This window comes from Streptomyces marokkonensis, assembly GCF_008312835.1.
GTDB lineage: Bacteria > Actinomycetota > Actinomycetes > Streptomycetales > Streptomycetaceae > Streptomyces > Streptomyces marokkonensis_A.
The window spans coordinates 190,042-206,868 of record NZ_VSKS01000001.1 but is presented as its reverse complement, the minus strand read 5'-3'; the positions used below and the strand labels follow the sequence as shown (position 1 = coordinate 206,868).

Below are 16,827 nucleotides of genomic sequence, written 5' to 3'. Positions count from 1 at the left end.
GGGAATTTCGGGGTGCCGGCGGCGGGGAGCCGCCCCGGCGGGAGGCGGTCCCCCGCCGGGCGCGCGTCACGGCAGCTGCGACTGGACCTCGGAGGAGATCAGCTCCAGGTGGTCGAGGTCGGAGAGGTCGAGGAGCTGGAGGTAGATGCGCCGGGAGCCGGTCGAGGCGTAGCGGCCGATCTTGTCGACGACCTCGGCCGGGGAGCCCGCCAGGCCGTTGGCCCTGAGTTCGCCGGCCTCGCGGCCGATCGCGGCGGCCCGGCGGGCGACCTCCTGGTCGTCCTTGCCCACGCAGACGACGAGGGCGTTGGAGTAGACGAGGTCGTCCGGGTCGCGGCCGGCCTCCTGCGCGGCGTCGCGGACCCGCCCGAACTGGCGCGCGGTGTCCTCCACCGAGGCGAAGGGCATGTTGAACTCGTCCGCGTACCGGGCGGCCAGGCGCGGGGTGCGGATCGCTCCGTGGCCGCCGATGAGCACCGGCACCTTGGCCTGGGCGGGCTTGGGGAGCGCGGGGGACCTGGTGAGGTCGTAGTAGGTGCCGTGGTGGTCGAAGGTCTTGCCGGGCTCGGTGGCCCACAGGCCGGTGACGATCTCCAGCTGTTCCTCGAGGCGGGCGAACTTCTCCTTGGGGAAGGGAATGCCGTAGGCCTTGTGCTCCTCCTCGAACCAGCCCGCGCCGAGGCCCAGTTCGATGCGGCCGCCGGACATCTGGTCGACCTGGGCGACCTGGATGGCGAGCACGCCGGGGAGGCGGAAGGTTCCGGCGGTCATCAGGGTGCCGAGCCGGATGCGCCGGGTCTCGCGGGCGAGGCCGGCCAGGGTGATCCAGGCGTCGGTGGGGCCGGGCAGGCCGTCCACGGAGCCCATGCTGAGGTAGTGGTCGGAGCGGAAGAAGGCGTCGAAGCCCAGATCCTCGGTGGCCTTGGCGACGGTGAGCAAGGTGTCGTAGGTGGCCCCCTGCTGGGGCTCGGTGAAGATGCGAAGATCCATGTCTCCATCCTGCACGCTTCCGGGCCGGGGCCGCTCCGCCCGCCCTTCCGGCGTGCCACGGGCCACGGCCGGGTGAAATCGGCCGGGGCCGGTGGTGCGGTGCGACCGGCCCCGGTGAAGATCGTTGGCTCGGGCGGAGCCGGAGCGCCCGGCTCGCGCGCCGGCCGGTGTGCGCCGGGGTGTCACCGTGTCGGTCCTCGGGTCCTGTCGCCGCCTGCCCGCCGTCCGCCCGCCGGGCAGGCCGGGGGGTGACGGCGGTGCCAGGGGCCACGGGCCGGGGAGGCCGTCATGTCCCAGGAGAACGTGCCGCAGCGGGGTGGGGTGGCCGAGGGGCCGCCGAGGGGGCTGTTGCGGCAGATGGAGGAGCTGATGGCGGCGCTGAACGCGGACCTGTCGGCGCTGGGCGCGGATCTGCGGGCGGCGAGGCCGGTACGGGGCGGTGGAGCCGACGGCGCGGGTGCCGAGGACGGGAACGAGGGCCGCTGAACCTGCGGAGCGGGAAGGCCGGTGGGTTCATCCGGCCTCCCGCTCCGTCAGGACCGCGTCGCGGTCCGCCAGTCTGCGGAGCATCTCCAGGACCCGGTCCCGGGACTCGTCCGCCGCGTCGATGGCCTCCATGCACTGCCAGTAGGTCGCCTCGTCGTCCGCGGAGCAGGCCATGCCGACCAGGGCGATGCCGACCTCGCCGAGCAGACCGCCGAGACACATCAGGGACTGGCGGGCCTCGCCCAGTTCGGTGAGCTGGGCCGCGCGCAGCTCACCCGGTGCGAGCTCCGGGGTGCCCAGCACACCGCAGCCGCGGCCCGCGAGCTCGGTCAGTCCCAGTGCCTCACCGCGCAGTTCGGGCGGTCCGGCGACCGCGAGCCTGCTGCCGATCGCCTGCGCCAGGGCCTGCGCCTGCCAGACCTCGGTCAGCTGCTCCGGCACGCCCTTGCTCGCGGCCAGGGCCCTTCTGCTCGTCACGATGAGCCGCACAGCGTCCATGCGCTGCCCCCGTCTGTCCGACGCGCTGCCCACGCGTCCGCATCCGTTGAACTCCCATGTTCACTACCCAGAGTGAGGGGGCGTGAGACAAAAAGCCAGAGGAAGACCGAAATCTGTGGACAACAATTCGAGCGGGGTCGAGTTTTCGAACACGGAGAGTAAAAGTGGAGCCTTATGCTCCTTCACGGGGACCCGCGGTCCGGCTTCCCCGCCGGGAACCTGTGCTCGTTCCGGTCGATCTTGGCGGCGAGCGCTGCCAGCGGGTCGACATCGAGGACCCCGCACAGCTGGAGCAGATAGGCGAGGACATCGGCGACCTCGTCGGTGACGCGGTGCGCGGTGTCCGGGTCGTCCATGACGCGGGCGGACTCCTCGGGCGTCAGCCACTGGAAGATCTCGAGGAGTTCGGAGGACTCCACGCTGAGCGCGGCGGCGAGGTTCTTCGGGGTGTGGTACGGCTGCCAGTCGCGCGCGGCGGCGAAGTCGGCGAGCCGGCGCTGGAGTCCGGCGAGGTCGAGGGGGCGGCGCGCGGCCGCGTCGTCGTGCGGATCAGTCACGGTCCAGGTGTACCACCGTCACTCCGGGCACTCCCGCGGCCCAGGAGGCGTCGCTCACCGCGCCGGCCAGGCGGATGTGCCCGCGCGCGCACATCCGCGCGGCCAGACGGAGCAGTTCCGTGCGCTGTCCGGGGTCCAGGGACCGGTCCAGGCCGTCGGCGAGGACCGTGAGGGTGCGCAGCGCGGCCGGGACCTCGCCGGGCACGTCGGTCTCCAGTACGCCGGGGCCGGTGAGCAGCACCAGCGCGAGCGCCGTGTACCGCAGCTCGCCGTCGCCGAGCCGCCGCAGCTCGGTGCGGGTGCCGTCGCCCCGGTCGAGCAGGGCGCGGACCAGGCGGCCGGCGTCGTACGGCTCGGAGAGCAGGTCGGTGACCGGCCCGGCGCATCCGGCGCGCACCGCCTCGACGAGGAGCGCGTGCCGGCGGGCGCACTCGGCGCGGGTGCGCCACAGCACGTCGGCGAGGTTGCCGCAGCCGCCGAGCAGCCGGCCGGATCCGGCCGGCACCGGCTCGCGCATCCGGTCGGGACGGGGGTCGCAGGGGAAGACGGAGCGCAGGGCGACCACCATCTGCTCGGCGGCGGCGAGCACTCTGCGCTGACCCGGCGTCTTGCCGGCGACGCGCAGCGGCAGCAGCGCGGTGCCGAGCCGGTCGTCCGGCAGCGGGGCGCGGGTCACCGGGGCCGCCCCGGCCGTGTGCCAGGCGGCCTGCACGGCGCGGCGGCGCGGGTCGCGCAGCGCGGTCTCCAGCAGGACCTGCCCGTCCGCCGTCAGCCGCTCCCCCACGATCCGCAGCTCGGGCTCGGCCTGGACGGCGACCTCCAGGCGGACCGGTCCCCCGGGGCCGTCGGCGGTACAGCCGATGCGGAATCCGCGGCGCCGCTGGGCGTCGGCGCGGGCCCGCTCCGGCACACAGGCGCCGGGCTCCGGGAAGGCCTCCCCCAGTTCGGCCCCGCCACCGAGCCGGGCGAGCGCCTCGTAGGCCCGCAGCGCACTGGTCTTCCCGCTCCCGCTGGGCCCGGCGATCAGCGTGAGCGGCCCGAGGGGCAGTCCGACGCCACGGTGCCCGGCGAACGCGGACAGCAGCAGCTCGGTGACCCGGGGCAGCCCCGGGCGGCCGCTGTGCGCGGAAGCGGCGGGTGCCGGGGCGGTGGTGTCCGGGCGGGGAAGAGGTGGTGAGGTCATGGGCGGGACGCTAGGGGCCCGCAGCGGGGCGAACCGTTCCGCTTGACCGGGCTTCCTACGAACGGGCGACGCGAGCGGCGCGGCCGCTCACGCCCCCGGAACCCCCATCCCCTCCATGAGCCCCGTGACCTCCGTGCCGGACGGGGTCAGGAGGAAGACGTTGCGGTCGACCCGGTGCATCCCGCTGGCCAGGCCGAACACGACGCCCGTGCTGAAGTCCAGGACGCGCTTGGCGACATCGGACTCCGCGCCCGTCAGGTCCAGCAGCACGGGTATGCCGGACATCAGCGTCTCGGCGACGTCGCGGGCGTCCGCGAACACGTTCACGCGCAGGACGACGAAGCGGCGCCGCGCCTCCGTCTCGGCCTCGGGCAGGGCACGGTGCCCCACCGCGGACGGCCACGCGTCGCGGCCCCGCAACGGAACGACCTGAGCGAGCCCCTCCCACTGTTCGTCGGTGACATCGTGGCTGCTCACCGGCATGCTCCGTCCCCTGTCGCACTGGCTGTCTGCATCGGGCAATTCTTACCCATGGTCACCCGTTCAGCCCAATAACGACACGCTCCGCCATCGCGGCACGCGCACCGGGAGGCGTCTGCGCGGCACCACGGGCGGCGTGTTCGCCGGACGCCTGCAGCTTCCGGCAGCCGCCGCCCGGCGTCACCGTGCCGCGTACGGCCGGGGCGGCCGGCCCCTCCCCCCGCGCCGGGACCGGCCGGCCGTCGCGGTCGCCCGACTGCCGGGCCGGGCACCCGCGTTGACCGGGATCCCGCCGGCCGGTTGCATGGGCCCATGGCTGATGAAGCGGACGGTGTGGTGGGGCCGGTGCGCGCCTTCGGGACGCAGGCGGACTGGGAGGAGTGGCTGGCGGAGCATCACGGCGACCCCGGCGGGGTGTGGCTGAGGATTCCGCGGAAGGGATCCGGGATCGCCGGGGTCGACTACGCCACAGCGCTGGAGTCCGCGCTGTGCTACGGCTGGATCGACGGGCACAAGAAGAAGCTGGACGACACGTACTGGCTCCAGCGTTTCACTCCCCGGCGGCCGCGCAGCCGATGGTCGGCGGTCAACCGGCAGAAGGCCCTGGACCTCATCGAGCAGGGGCGGATGCGGCCGCCCGGCCTGCGGGAGGTGGAGAAGGCGCGGGCGGACGGCCGCTGGGAGGCCGCGTACGCGAGCCCGAGCACGGCGACCGTCCCCGACGACCTGCGGGCCGCGCTGGACGCGGCACCCGGCGCCCGCGACTTCTTCACGACCCTGGACAGCCGCAACCGCTATGCGATCCTGCACCGGATCGAGGAGGCGAAGCGGCCGCAGACCCGGGCGGCGCGCATCGGGAAGTTCGTCGCCATGCTCGCCGAGGGGAAGACGATGCACCCCTGACCGCCGGGGCCGCGGCGGCGGGTCAGCCCGCGACGACCGCCTCCGCGGCCGCCACGCCGCACACGCGGGCCGCGCCGTGGGTGGCGACGTGCAGGGCGCCGCGCGGCGCGGACTGCGGCACGCCCATCTCCACGACCACGGTGTCCGGATCGGCGGCGAGCAGCGTGTCCACGGCCGTGCGCATCCACGGGTGCCGGTGCTCGTCGCGTACCACGGCGACGACGCGCCGGCCGGCCGCCGCCCTCAGCGCCCGGTCACCGGCGTCGGGGCCGGTGAAGCTGCCGGTGGCCGTGCCCGGCAGCAGCCGCTCCAGCTCCGCGCCGACGCCCCACGGGGTCTCGTCGCCCACGGCGATGTTCGGGGCCGGGCTGAAGGTGGCTACGTACAGCGGTCCGGTGACCGGCGCGGCGGCCGCGGCTCGGGTGACGGTCACCGCGCGGCGGGCCGCCATGAGGCCGATCCCCGGCTCGGGGGCGGCCGTCGCGGCCGGGGAGCGCCGTACGCCGGCGGTCCATTCGGCCAGGGCGCGGACCCGGGCGGCGGCGTCGGCGAGCCGCTCCTCCGGCAGTTCGCCGGAGCGCACGGCGTTCACCAGCGCGTCCTGGAGGCTCTGCACCGTGCCCTCGTCGCACAGCCCGCCGCCCACGCAGATCGCGTCGGCGCCGGCGGCGATGGCGAGGACGACCCCGTGCTCCAGTCCGTACGTGCCGGAGATGGCGCGCATCTCCATGCCGTCGGTGACGATCAGTCCGCGGTAGCCGAGCTCGCCGCGCAGCAGGTCGGTGAGGATGCGCCGGGAGAGCGTGGCCGGGCGGTCCGGGTCGAGGACCGGCACCCGGATGTGCGCGCTCATGACGGCCCGGGTGCCGGCCGCGATCGCCGCCCGGAACGGCTGGAGTTCACGCTCGTGCAGCGTCGTGGCGTCGAGGTCGATGTGCGGGAGAGCGTGGTGGGAGTCGACGCTGGTGTCGCCGTGGCCGGGGAAGTGCTTGGTGCAGGCGGCGACGCCGGTGGACTGCAGGCCCTCGACGTAGGCCGCGGTGTGCCGGGCGACCAGGGCGGTGTCCCCGCCGAAGGAGCGCACGCCGATCACCGGGTTGTCGGGGTTGGCGTTGACGTCGGCCGACGGGGCCCAGTTGAAGTTGACCCCGCACTCGGCGAGCCTGCGGCCCAGTTCGCGGGCGACGCCCCGGGTCAGGCCGGTGTCGTCGACGGCGCCGAGGGCGTGGCTGCCGGGGAAGGAGGAACCGGTGCGGACCTCCAGGCGGGTGACGTCGCCGCTCTCCTCGTCGATGGCCACCAGCAGGTCGTCCCGCTCGGCCCGCAGTTGCGCGGTGAGGGCGGTGACCTGCTCGGCGGTGGTGACGTTGCGGCCGAAGAGGGCGACGGAGGCGAGGCCCTCGCCCAGCCGGCGGCGCACCCAGTCGGGCGCGGTGGTGCCGGCGAAGCCGGGCTGCAGCACGGCGAGCGCGTCCCGGGTGAGGGTGTCGGTGCCGGTGGTGAATGTCGTCATCGGGTGGCGTTATCCCTTCACGGCGCCCGCGGTGAGGCCGCTGACGGCCCTGCGCTGCAGGAAGACGAAGAGGATCAGGATCGGGACGGCGAACAGGGACGAGGCGGCCATGGTCGCGCCCCAGTCGTTGCCGAACTGGGTCTGGAAACTGGAGAGCCACAGGGGCAGGGTCTGCGCCCCGGCGTCCTTGTTGAGCACCAGCACGAGCGGGAACTCGTTCCAGGCGGTGATGAAGCCGAACATCGAGGTGGACATCAGGCCCGGCGCGAGCAGCGGCAGGATGACCCGGCGGAAGGCCTGGGCGCGGGTGCAGCCGTCGACCATCGCCGACTCCTCCAGCTCCTTCGGCACGGCGGCGACGAAGCCGCGCAGCGTCAGGACGGTGAAGGGCAGGATCATCATCATGTAGAAGGCCGTGAGGGGCACCAGGCTGTTCAGCATCGAGGCGTCCCGCACGATCATGTAGATCGCGATGACCATGACCTCCCACGGCGCCATCTGGGCGAGCATGAAGCCGATGACGAAGCCGCGCCGGCCCTTGAACCGCATGCGCGCCAGGGCGAAGGAGCCGGCCAGCGCGATGATCAGGGAGAAGACGACGGCCAGGCCGGTGACGGTCAGCGAGTTGCGGACGTACGTCCAGAAGTGGTCGGCGTCGGTAGCCGTCCTGAAGTGCTCGAACGTGACCTCGGTCGGGAACCAGACGGGAGTCTCCGAGATGATGTCGCCGGTCGGTTTGAACGCCGTGGCGAACATCCAGTACACGGGGAAGACGAAGACGACGAACAGGACGACGGCCGTGGCGTTGGGCCACAGGCGGCCGAAGAGCGAGCGCTTCACAGCTCGTCCTCCTCTTGCTTGAGCACGATCCTGAGGTAGTAGGCGGTCAGGCCGAGCATGATCAGGACGGTCAGTACGGCGATCGCCGCGCCCATGCCGTAGTGCTGGTTGCCGACGCCCTCGATGTAGGCGTAGACGGGCAGGATCTCGGTGAGCCGGTCGGGGCCGCCGCCGTTGAAGGTGAAGACCTGGACGAACGCCTTGAAGATCCAGATGATCTCCAGGAACGTCGTGGCGTAGAGGAACGGCCGCAGGACCGGCAGGGTGACCGTGGTGAAGCTCCGCCAGGCGCCGGCGCCGTCGAGGGAGGCGGCCTCGTACAGTTCGCCGGGGATGGTGGTGGTCGCCGCGTAGAGGTTGATCGCGACGAACGGGATGGACATCCAGACGATCAGCAGGGTCACGACGAAGAACGTCGACATCTGGCTGCTGGTCCAGCTGTAGTCGGCCATGGAGTGCCAGCCGAGCTTGTCCAGGACCCAGTTGACGACGCCGAAGCGCTGGGCGAACAGCCACTGGTAGACGGTGGTGGCGGCCACCACGGGCATGGCCCAGGCCAGCACCAGGCCGATCAGCAGGGTGAACCGCATGCGCTTGCCGAGGCGGGCGAGCAGCAGGCCGGTGAGCGCGCCGAGCACCATGGTCAGGACGACGTTGACCGCCGTGAACAGGATGGAGCGGAGGGTGACCCGCCAGAAGTCCTCGCCGGTGAGGACCTCCTTGTAGTTGTCGATGCCGTTCCACTCGGTGACGTGCTGGATCAGCTGCGCCATGTTGAGGTTCTGGAACGACAGCAGCACGTCCTTGAGCAGCGGCCAGCCGAGCAGCAGCACGGTGGCCGCGCAGGCGGGCAGCAGCAACAGGTACGGGGCGAGCGCGCCGGCGCGCGACGCGGCTCGCGGTGTGGGCCTGCCGGATCCCCCGTCGTCCGTCTTGCGGACGTCCGCCGGGCCGGAGGGCGGCCGTTCGGTCTGCACGGTCATGCTCGCGATCTCTCTTCTCGGCCTGTTCAACGCCGGGGCGGGGACCGTCGTACGGCCGGTCCCCGCTCCGGTCGGAGTGCTTGCGCTTCTACTGCTGCTGCGCCAGGCGCTTGTTGAACTCGCCCTCGACCTGCTTCGCGGCCTCGGCCGGGGACTTGCCGTTCAGCACGGCGGTCAGGTACGTCTTGATCGGGTTGGGCGCGTTCTCGACCGCGGCCCACTCGGGGATCAGCGGCGTGGTGCCGCCCACGGCGGCGGCAGGCGCGGCGGCCTCGGCGGGGGCGTTGCCCTCGAGGTTGCTCTGCAGCGACTCCTTGTTGGGGATGACGCCGTTGAGCTTGGCCAGCTGGCCCTCGAACTTGTCGGAGAGGGCGATCTTCAGGAACTCCTTGGCGAGGTCCTGCTTCTTGCTGCCCGCGGCGACCGCGAGGTTGGAGCCGCCCAGGAAGACGCCCTCGGGCTTGTCGGCGGTCTCACCCGGGATGGTGAAGTAGCCGATCTCCTTCTCGATCTTCGGGTTGGCCTTGATCGCGATGCCGGCTTCCCAGCCCATGCCGATGAACGCGCCGGTCTTGCCCTTGGCGAAGACCTCGCCCTGCTGCGGGGTGGCCTCGTCCTTGTCCTTGGGCGCCTCGGACAGCGCCTGGAACTTCTTGTAGGTCTCCGCGGCGGCGGCGACCTTCGGGTCGTCGAGGTTGGAGACGTACGTGTCGCCGTCCTTCTTGACCAGCTCGCCGCCCTCGCCGATCACCAGACCGACGAAGTGGTACCAGTTCTGGCCGGGCAGGTAGATCGGCTCGGCGTCGGTCTTGTCACCGATCGTCTTGAGCGCGTCGTAGAACTCGTCGCGGGTCTTCGGCGTGTCCTTGAGGCCGGCGTCCGCCCAGACCTTCTTGTTGTAGAGGACGACGCGGTTGGCGAAGTACCAGGGCGCGGCGTACTGCTTGCCCTCGAAGATGGACGACTCGTTGAGCGACTCGGTCCACTCGCCGCCGATCTCGGACTTGAGGTCGGCGAGGTCGGCCAGGCCGCCGGTCTTGGCGTAGGCCGGGGTCTGGGTGTTGCCGATCTCGAAGACGTCCGGGGGGTTCTCCTCGGACAGCGCGGTGGTCAGCTTCTGCTGGATGCCGTTCCACTGCTGGACCTCGAACGTGACCTTCGCCTTGGTCTTCTTCTCGAACTCGGCGGCGAGGTCCTTCTGCCACTGGTCCGGCGACGAGCCGTCCATCACCCACACGGTGAGCGTCTCGCCGGCGTAACCGTCCGCGCCGGCCTTCTTGCCGCCGTCACCGTCGTCGCCGCCGCACGCGGCGACGGAGAACAACATGCCCGCGACCCCGATCGCGGCTATCAGCTTGCGCTTCACGCGCCACCCCTCCTCAGGAATGCCTTGCACACCCACGCCCTCGGCGGTGACCCTCACAACGGCGCAACAGCTCGGCGGGCTGGGACCCGGCTTCCTCTAAATGGTTTAGACCAGCAAGGGGAGCTTGGCCTAGACCTATGGCTCTGTCAAGGGTCGCGGACCCACGCCCGGATAACGGCTCGGACACCTCCACGGGACCGCAGAACTCCACCCAAAGGCGGGCGGGTCGACCGTTGGACTAGACCAAAGCGAGAACTCACGGTTATAACGGGATCGCCGAGCGTGCGGCGCCGAACCCGGCCGTCCGCCGACGTGCACCGCGGCCGGCCCCCGCCGTCCGCGCGCCGGACACCGCAGCCGGAAGGCAGGTCATGAGCACGGACGTCAGCAGCGCCCAGGCAGACACGGGGGCGCCGGGCCGTATCGGTCGCGTTCCGAAGTACTACCGCATCAAGCAGCGGTTACTGCAGATGACCGACGAGCGCGCACCGGGCTCCCCGATGCCCGCCGAGCGCCTGCTCGCCGTCGAGTTCCGCACCTCCCGCACCACGGTGCGCAAGGCCCTGCAGGAGCTGGTGGGAGAAGGCCGGCTCGACCGCATCCAGGGCAAGGGGACGTTCGTCGCCCGCCCCAAGGTGTACCGGACCCTCCAGCTCACCTCGTACACCGAGGACATGCGGGCCCAGGGGCTCAACCCCGCCTCGCAGGTCCTGGACATCGGCTACGTCCCCGCCGACGCCGAACTGGCGGCCCTGCTCGAGATGGAACCCGGGGACAGGGTGCTGCGCGTCGAGCGGCTGCGGCTGGCCGGCGGCGAGCCGATGGCGATCGAGGCGACCCACCTGTCCGCCCGGCGCTTCCCCCAACTGCGCCGCAACCTGTCGCGCTACACCTCGCTGTACACCACCCTCGCCGAGGTGTACGGCGTCCGGCCGGCGGAGGCCGACGAGACGATCGAGACCTCCCCGGCGACACCGCGCGAGGCCGGGCTGCTCGACACGGACGTGGGCCTGCCGATGCTGCTGCTGTCCCGCCACTCGCGCGACGAGACGGGGACGCCGGTGGAGTGGGTCCGCTCGGTGTACCGCGGCTCGCGCTACAAGTTCACCGCGACCCTGACGCGTCCGAGGCCCTGACCGGGCCGTTCGTCGTCAACGCGGCGCGGTGCACCGGGAGTTCGCGTGTCCGTTCCTTGACACACTCCATTGGTCCAGTCCACCATCGCATTGGTCTGAACCATTCGTGGCGCGTTCCTCTCGCATCCGCCGCGTGCACACCCCCGCACGGAGGTCCCGCATGACCGAGAGCAGCCACCCGCGACTGCTGCGGTGGGCGCACTCCGTGCTCCAGCCGGGCTTCGAGGGGACGACGGTGCCCGACTGGGTACGCCGCCGGATCTCCGAGGGGCTCTCCTCCGTCGTCCTGTTCGGCCGGAACATCAACGGTCCGGAACAGGTCGCGGGGCTCACCACAGCCCTGCACGCGGAGAACCCCGGCCTCGTCGTCGCCGTCGACGAGGAGGCGGGCGACGTCACCCGGCTCGAGGCCCGCACCGGGGCGTCCCGTCCGGGCAACCTGGCCCTCGGTACGCTCGACGACATCGATGTCACCGAGCAGGTCGCCCGGGACGTCGGCCGGGAACTGCACGGTCTCGGCATCACCCTGAACTACGCGCCGAGCGCCGACGTCAACACCAACCCGCTGAATCCGGTGATCGGGGTGCGCTCCTTCGGGGCGCGCCCCGACGTGGTCTCACGGCACGCCGCCGCCTGGGTGCGGGGGCTGCAGTCGGCGGGTGTCGCCGCGTGCGCCAAGCACTTCCCCGGCCACGGTGACACCGTCGTCGACTCCCATCACGGGCTGCCGCGGGTCTCGGCCGGCGCCGGCACGCTCGCGCTGACCGCGCTGCCGCCGTTCATCGCGGCGATGGACGCGGGCGTACGGGCCGTGATGACCGCGCATCTGCTCGTCCCCGCCTACGACGACCGGTGGCCGGCGACCCTGAGCCGCCCCGTCGTCGGTGACCTGCTGCGCGGCGAACTCGGCTTCACGGGACTGGTCGTGACCGACGCCGTGGAGATGGGCGCCGTGGCCGACCGCTACGGCATGGCGGGCGCCGCCGTCCGGGCCGTCGCCGCCGGTGCCGACACGGTCTGCGTCGGCGGCGGGCACGCCGACGAGGCGACCACGGCCCGGCTGGCCGGCGCCCTGGTGAGGGCCGTACTGGACGGGCACCTGCCGGAGCGGCGACTGGCCGAAGCGGCCGGGCGGGTAAAGGAGTTCGCCGAGTGGGCGGGCACCCTGCGACGCACGGCCCCCGAGCCCCGCTGCACCTCCCCCGGCCTCGGTCTGGCGGCGGCCCGGCGGGCCGTCCACATCCACCACAAGCCGGACCTGGACACCCTGTTCCCGCTCGTGGGCACCCCCCACGTGGTGGAACTGGCCCCCGACACCACCCTCGCCATCGACCCCGGGACCCCCTGGGGTGTGGCGGAACCTCTCAGGACGCTGCGCCCGGGCACCACGTCCGTCCGGCTCGGCGAACCGCAGCTCCGGGACGGCGACGAGGTGCTGGATCTGCTGGCGCTCCGCCCGGCGGACGGCCGTCCGCTGGTCGTGGTCGTCCGGGACGCCGCCCGCTACGGCTGGATGACCCGCGCGCTCGCCCGCCTGGTCCGCCGCCGTCCCGACGCGTGCGTCGTCGAGATGGGCGTACCCGTGGGTGCGCGTCCCGGTGCGGTGTATCTGGCGACGTACGGGGCCACGCGGGTGTCGGGCATCGCCGCGGCCGAGGTCCTGGTGGGACACACCGGACCGTAGGGCACCGGCCTTCCTCCCTCTTTCCCTCCTTCTTCCCTCTTCCCTCCTCCTTCCCTTCTTCCTTCCGTCCTTCCGTCCTTCCGTCCTTCCTTCCGTCCTTCCTTCCCTCATTCCTTCGGTCCGCACGCCGTGAGTGATCCCGATCTCCGGAGTACCGCATGACGACGCACCACCGCTACTTACACCGCGCCGCCTCCGAGCGCCCCTACTTCAGCGCCGACGGTGAGACCTACCTCGCCGAGACGCAGCTGAGGCATCTGACCAAGGACCTGCCGCTGCGGGTGCTCTCCGAGGAGCAGTTCGCGTCCTGGCAGAACCACGGCTACGTGGTGGTCCCGGAGGCGATCTCCCCCGACGCGGCCAAGCTGCTGCTGGAGTTCGCCTGGGAGTTCCAGGGCCTCGACCCGCGGCGCCCCGACACCTGGTACCGGGAGCGCACCTTCCGCTCGGACCTCGACCGGGACCTGTTCGTCTACGGCTTCGTCGAGGCGTACCACCACCAGCTGATCTGGGACAGCCGGCAGACCCGGCGGGTCCACGACGCCTTCGTGGACGTCTGGGACTGCGAGGAGCTCTGGGTCACCCTGGACCGGCTCAACCTGAATCCGCCCAACGTGAGGAACCGCTCGCGCTCCCTGATCGATCCCGCGGACGAGGGCTTCGACATCGAGCTGCACTGGGACGTGGACACCACGGCGAGTGTGCCGCCGCAGCGGGTGCAGGGCATCATCGCGCTCACCGGCACGGAACCGGGCCACGGCGGCTTCCAGTGCTCTCCGGAGCTCTTCCGCCGGTTCGACGAGTGGAAGGCCGGGCAGCCCCCCGGCCGGGACCCGATCCGGCCCGGGGCCGACCGCACGGAGTTCCCCGTCGTCCGGCCCCGGCTCGAGGCCGGTGACCTGCTGATCTTCAACGGGATGCTGGCGCACGGCGTGGCCCCCAACACCTCGGCCGACGGGGTGCGGGCGGTGCAGTACCTGTCGATGATGCCCGCGCTCGAGGAGCACGAGATGCTGCGCCGGTCGCGGGTGGAGTCCTGGCGCACGCTCAGCACGCCCGACTGGAACGCGACCCTGCTCGGCGACGCGGAGCGGCACGAGTCCCTGCGCTACGGGCCGGCCGAACTCAACGGCCTGGGGCGCACGTTGCTGGGGCTCGACGCCTGGCACGAGGGGACACGATGAGGCGGGGAACCGACGTGCACCGGATATGCCTGGCCCTCCCGACCAACAGGGAGTGCTCCGCGGCCATCACGGCCATCGGCGCCGAAGCCGCCCACGCCGTCCGGAACTTCGACGTCGAAGTGCGTCTGCTGATCCTCGACTCCTGCGACGAAGCGACCCTGGCCGCCCACGCCCGGACGGTCGCCGCACTCCCCGAGGTGCCGCACGTCGTCGTGCACCACCTCGACGAGACGGCCCAGCGGGACTTCCTGCGCACGGCGATCGAGCGGTCCGCGCTCCCCGGGCCGGACCGGCTGCTCGACCTCATGCTCCCGGACGCCGTCTCCTACGGCGCCTGCACCAACCGCGCCTTCCTCGTGGCGGCCGCACTGGGCTGCCGCTCGGTGCACCGGCGGGACTCCGACTCCCGTTATCAACTCCTCGACGGAGAACCGGTCTTCCCCGTCCACCACGAGCTGGCGTCCCTGGGCCGACGCGCCTCGGAGGCCGTGACCGCGGTGTCGGAGGTGGCCCTCGACCCCGCGCTGGCCCATCGCCCCGTCTCGATGGTGGGCGCCTCCTTCATCGGGGAACTCTCCGTCGACATCGGCGAGATCCAGGAGCTCGACAAGGAGGTGTACGAGGAGGTCGTCGGCCTGTGGGCGCCCGCACACTGGCCGGACGAGGAGAAGCGGGCCCTGGTCGAGGAGTCCTTCAGGGGCGCCGGACCGGTGCCCTTCACGGGAGACCACTCGACGCTGACGCTGGTCGACCCGATGCGCGTCGACATGTCCAACATCGCGTTCACCCGGGACGTGTACGAACGGCTGCCGCTGCCGCCGGCCACCGCGACCATCGGCAGCGACTACTTCCTCATCCACGCCGTGTACGACGCCGAGCTGCCCGGGGTCCTGCACAACCGGCACATCGAGAACTACTACACCGGGGAGCGCCGCACCCACGCCGGATTCCTGGCGTACCAGACCCGGTTCGTGAAGTTCCTGCTGTCGATGCCGTACCTGCACCACGTCTACGACCGGATGGCCGGGGCGGGAGCCGGGCTGCTGGACGACGAGGGGCGCCTCGACCCGGCGCCGTTCGCCGCGTTCCTCACCGAGAGCGTGGGACTGGACCGCACCGGGAACGCGCACCGGCTGGACACCGTCGAGGCGGCGTACACCCGGCTGGGCGGTAAGTACGCCGAGTTCGCGCGCGGCATGGCGGCGGACCGGGAGCGGCTGCTGGAGGAGGCGGCGCGCGACACCGAGGACTTCGTGCTGCTGATCGAGTCCTGGGAGGCCCTGGTCACAGCGAGCGGGGGCGTCGAGGTGCGGGGAACCCCCCGGTGAACGGGGCCCTGCGTTCCGCTCTCGCGGCCGCCACCGAGGACGCGCTCGTCTACGACCTGGACGGGGTGGCCGCCCGGTACGACACCCTGATCGGGGAACTGCCCGGCGTGGACGTGCGGTTCGCCATGAAGGCGTGTCCGGTTCAGGAGGTCCTGGCCCGCCTGGCGGGCCGGGGCGCCGGTTTCGACGCGGCGAGCCCCCGGGAGATCACCCTCGCTCTGGCGACGGGTGTGCCGGTGCACCGGATCCACTACGGCAACACGGTCAAGTCCGACCGGAACATCGCCGAGGCGCACCGGCTCGGCATCCGGGACTTCGCCACGGACAGCGTGGAGGACGTGGCGGCGCTGGCCGGACACGCGCCGGGCGCACGGGTGTTCTGCCGGGTGGCGACCACCGGTGAGGGCGCGCTGTGGGGGCTGAGCCGGAAGTTCGGGTGCTCGGCGGACGACGCCGTGCGGGTGCTGGAGACGGCACGGGACGCGGGCCTTGTCCCCGCCGGGCTGTCGGTGCACGTCGGTTCCCAGCAGATGACCGCCGAGGCGTGGCAGCAGGCCTTCGCGACCCTGGCCGACGTCCTCACGGCACTGCACGGGCGGGGGATCGTGCCGGACCACGTCAACCTCGGCGGCGGGCTGCCGGCACTCGGTTACGTCGACCGCCGGGGCGCACCACTGGACCCTCCGCTGGACAAGATCTTCGCCGTGCTGCGCGAGGGCATGGAGCGGCTCGCCGGCCTCTCGCCCCGTCCCCTGGGCTTCGTGGTGGAACCGGGCCGCCATCTGGTCGCCGGCCACGGAGCGATCAGGGCCCATGTCGCCCGGCTGACGTCACGGCTGCAGCCGGACGGGGAGCGTGAGCACTGGCTGTATCTGAGCTGCGGCAAGTTCAACGGGCTGTACGAGATGGACGAGGTGCAGTACCCGCTCGTCTTCCCGTCCCACCCCGGCCTGACCGACGCGGACCTGGTGCCGGCCGTCGTCGCGGGCCCCACCTGCGACAGCGACGACGCCTACGCCCACGAGCACCGCCGGGTACGGGTGCCGCGGGAGGTCGCGTCGGGCGACCCGGTCTGGGTGCTGTCCACCGGCGCCTACGCCGCCAGTTACACGACCGAGGGCTTCAACGGCTTCGGTCCGCTCCCGCGCGTCTGCGTGGGCGGTGACGGTCCGGACGTACGCATCCGTGCCGTCACCGAGGGCGACTGGCCGCGGATCGCCGCCCTGGAGGCGGAGGCGTACGCGCCTGCCTCCCTGTCCGAGGGGGACCGGGCGCTGCGCTCCCGGGGCCGGGCGTCCCCGGGGACCTGCTTCGTCCTGGAGACCGGGGACCGTGTGGCGGGCTACGTCCTCGCCCTGCCCTACCCCCGGTTCCGCTACCCCGATCTGACCCGGCCGGAGGAGCGGACGTTCGACTCGCGCAATCTGCACCTGCACGACCTCGTGATCGCGGACGACCTGCGCGGCCGAGGGCTGGGGAGCAGGCTCCTGCGCCACCTCACGGCGGTCGCGGGCAGGTCGTCGTACGAGCGGATCTCGCTGATCGCCGTCGGCGGGACGGAGAGCTTCTGGGTCCGGCACGGCTACCGGCCCGACCCGGGGGCCGAGCTCCACGGGAGTTACGGCGACGGCGCCGTCTACATGTCCTGCCCGGTCCAGTACCACCGCTCCGGCGGCCCGGAAGAGGGGTCCTGACG

Annotated in this window: 16 protein-coding genes; 7 read left to right on the top strand and 9 right to left on the bottom strand. The window is 72.3% G+C overall.

Annotated features, from left to right (window positions below; all coding sequences use genetic code 11):
- Window positions 1-66: 66 nt before the first annotated feature.
- Window positions 67-990: an LLM class F420-dependent oxidoreductase gene (locus F1615_RS00935; protein ID WP_149546893.1), complete on the bottom strand. Its 924-nt coding sequence runs from the start codon at window positions 988-990 to the stop codon at window positions 67-69.
- A gap of 288 nt (window positions 991-1,278) precedes the next feature.
- On the opposite strand from F1615_RS00935, the gene F1615_RS00930 reads away from it, so the two are divergent.
- Window positions 1,279-1,476: a hypothetical protein gene (locus tag F1615_RS00930; protein WP_149546892.1), complete on the top strand. Its 198-nt coding sequence runs from the start codon at window positions 1,279-1,281 to the stop codon at window positions 1,474-1,476.
- 27 nt (window positions 1,477-1,503) lie between these two features.
- On the opposite strand, the gene F1615_RS00925 is transcribed toward F1615_RS00930, so the two are convergent.
- From F1615_RS00925 to F1615_RS00910, 4 genes are all read right to left on the bottom strand, one after another.
- Window positions 1,504-1,974 carry a DUF6099 family protein gene (locus F1615_RS00925; RefSeq protein WP_149546891.1) on the bottom strand — a complete coding sequence of 157 codons (471 nt, stop codon included), beginning with the start codon at window positions 1,972-1,974 and terminating at the stop codon, window positions 1,504-1,506.
- A gap of 182 nt (window positions 1,975-2,156) precedes the next feature.
- On the bottom strand, window positions 2,157-2,531 hold the full coding sequence (locus tag F1615_RS00920) for a nucleotide pyrophosphohydrolase (RefSeq protein ID WP_149546890.1): 375 nt from the start codon (window positions 2,529-2,531) through the stop codon (window positions 2,157-2,159).
- Entirely contained in the window at window positions 2,524-3,714 is a 1,191-nt protein-coding gene (locus F1615_RS00915) for an AAA family ATPase (RefSeq protein WP_149546889.1), read from the bottom strand. Before F1615_RS00915 ends, F1615_RS00920 begins: the two co-directional genes overlap by 8 nt.
- Before the next feature lie 87 nt (window positions 3,715-3,801).
- Window positions 3,802-4,197 carry a cell division protein SepF gene (locus F1615_RS00910; protein WP_149546888.1) on the bottom strand — a complete coding sequence of 132 codons (396 nt, stop codon included), beginning with the start codon at window positions 4,195-4,197 and terminating at the stop codon, window positions 3,802-3,804.
- Between the two features lie 309 nt (window positions 4,198-4,506).
- Here F1615_RS00910 and F1615_RS00905 point away from each other — a divergent pair, with 309 nt between their 5' ends.
- Window positions 4,507-5,097 carry a YdeI/OmpD-associated family protein gene (locus F1615_RS00905; protein ID WP_149546887.1) on the top strand — a complete coding sequence of 197 codons (591 nt, stop codon included), beginning with the start codon at window positions 4,507-4,509 and terminating at the stop codon, window positions 5,095-5,097.
- 22 nt (window positions 5,098-5,119) lie between these two features.
- Here the strand turns inward: F1615_RS00905 and F1615_RS00900 are convergent, their stop codons facing one another.
- From F1615_RS00900 to F1615_RS00885, 4 genes are all read right to left on the bottom strand, one after another.
- Window positions 5,120-6,610: a glycoside hydrolase family 3 protein gene (locus F1615_RS00900; protein WP_149546886.1), complete on the bottom strand. Its 1,491-nt coding sequence runs from the start codon at window positions 6,608-6,610 to the stop codon at window positions 5,120-5,122.
- Between the two features lie 9 nt (window positions 6,611-6,619).
- The gene (locus F1615_RS00895; RefSeq protein ID WP_149546885.1) at window positions 6,620-7,450 is read right to left on the bottom strand and encodes a carbohydrate ABC transporter permease; all 831 of its coding nucleotides are present in this window, start codon (window positions 7,448-7,450) and stop codon (window positions 6,620-6,622) included.
- Entirely contained in the window at window positions 7,447-8,433 is a 987-nt protein-coding gene (locus tag F1615_RS00890) for a carbohydrate ABC transporter permease (protein WP_149546884.1), read from the bottom strand. Before F1615_RS00890 ends, F1615_RS00895 begins: the two co-directional genes overlap by 4 nt.
- A gap of 88 nt (window positions 8,434-8,521) precedes the next feature.
- Window positions 8,522-9,799, bottom strand: a complete 1,278-nt coding sequence (locus tag F1615_RS00885) for an extracellular solute-binding protein (RefSeq protein WP_149546883.1) — start codon at window positions 9,797-9,799, stop codon at window positions 8,522-8,524.
- A gap of 371 nt (window positions 9,800-10,170) precedes the next feature.
- On the opposite strand from F1615_RS00885, the gene F1615_RS00880 reads away from it, so the two are divergent.
- From F1615_RS00880 to F1615_RS37035, 5 genes are all read left to right on the top strand, one after another.
- Window positions 10,171-10,935, top strand: a complete 765-nt coding sequence (locus F1615_RS00880) for a GntR family transcriptional regulator (protein ID WP_149546882.1) — start codon at window positions 10,171-10,173, stop codon at window positions 10,933-10,935.
- A gap of 160 nt (window positions 10,936-11,095) precedes the next feature.
- On the top strand, window positions 11,096-12,619 hold the full coding sequence (locus tag F1615_RS00875; RefSeq protein ID WP_149546881.1) for a glycoside hydrolase family 3 protein: 1,524 nt from the start codon (window positions 11,096-11,098) through the stop codon (window positions 12,617-12,619).
- A 158-nt stretch (window positions 12,620-12,777) separates the two neighbouring features.
- Complete coding sequence (locus F1615_RS00870; protein ID WP_149546880.1) at window positions 12,778-13,803, top strand: phytanoyl-CoA dioxygenase family protein; 1,026 nt, start codon at window positions 12,778-12,780, stop codon at window positions 13,801-13,803.
- Window positions 13,800-15,131, top strand: a complete 1,332-nt coding sequence (locus tag F1615_RS00865) for a DUF6271 family protein (RefSeq protein ID WP_208818224.1) — start codon at window positions 13,800-13,802, stop codon at window positions 15,129-15,131. Before F1615_RS00870 ends, F1615_RS00865 begins: the two co-directional genes overlap by 4 nt.
- Window positions 15,128-16,825 (top strand): GNAT family N-acetyltransferase, encoded by a 1,698-nt coding sequence (locus F1615_RS37035; protein ID WP_425385609.1) that lies wholly within the window; start codon window positions 15,128-15,130, stop codon window positions 16,823-16,825. The genes F1615_RS00865 and F1615_RS37035 overlap by 4 nt, the downstream gene beginning before the upstream one ends.
- Window positions 16,826-16,827 lie beyond the last annotated feature (2 nt).

What these genes read in the sequence shown, in the direction of transcription:
- F1615_RS00915 (WP_149546889.1), bottom strand. Translation starts at nt 3,714, where the DNA reads ATGACCTCACCACCTCTTCCCCGCCCGGACACCACCGCCCCGGCACCC.
- F1615_RS00870 (WP_149546880.1), top strand. Translation starts at nt 12,778, where the DNA reads ATGACGACGCACCACCGCTACTTACACCGCGCCGCCTCCGAGCGCCCC.
- F1615_RS00925 (WP_149546891.1), bottom strand. Translation starts at nt 1,974, where the DNA reads ATGGACGCTGTGCGGCTCATCGTGACGAGCAGAAGGGCCCTGGCCGCG.
- F1615_RS00910 (WP_149546888.1), bottom strand. Translation starts at nt 4,197, where the DNA reads ATGCCGGTGAGCAGCCACGATGTCACCGACGAACAGTGGGAGGGGCTC.
- F1615_RS00890 (WP_149546884.1), bottom strand. Translation starts at nt 8,433, where the DNA reads ATGACCGTGCAGACCGAACGGCCGCCCTCCGGCCCGGCGGACGTCCGC.
- F1615_RS00930 (WP_149546892.1), top strand. Translation starts at nt 1,279, where the DNA reads ATGTCCCAGGAGAACGTGCCGCAGCGGGGTGGGGTGGCCGAGGGGCCG.
- F1615_RS00905 (WP_149546887.1), top strand. Translation starts at nt 4,507, where the DNA reads ATGGCTGATGAAGCGGACGGTGTGGTGGGGCCGGTGCGCGCCTTCGGG.
- F1615_RS00875 (WP_149546881.1), top strand. Translation starts at nt 11,096, where the DNA reads ATGACCGAGAGCAGCCACCCGCGACTGCTGCGGTGGGCGCACTCCGTG.
- F1615_RS00865 (WP_208818224.1), top strand. Translation starts at nt 13,800, where the DNA reads ATGAGGCGGGGAACCGACGTGCACCGGATATGCCTGGCCCTCCCGACC.
- F1615_RS00900 (WP_149546886.1), bottom strand. Translation starts at nt 6,610, where the DNA reads ATGACGACATTCACCACCGGCACCGACACCCTCACCCGGGACGCGCTC.
- F1615_RS00935 (WP_149546893.1), bottom strand. Translation starts at nt 990, where the DNA reads ATGGATCTTCGCATCTTCACCGAGCCCCAGCAGGGGGCCACCTACGAC.
- F1615_RS00880 (WP_149546882.1), top strand. Translation starts at nt 10,171, where the DNA reads ATGAGCACGGACGTCAGCAGCGCCCAGGCAGACACGGGGGCGCCGGGC.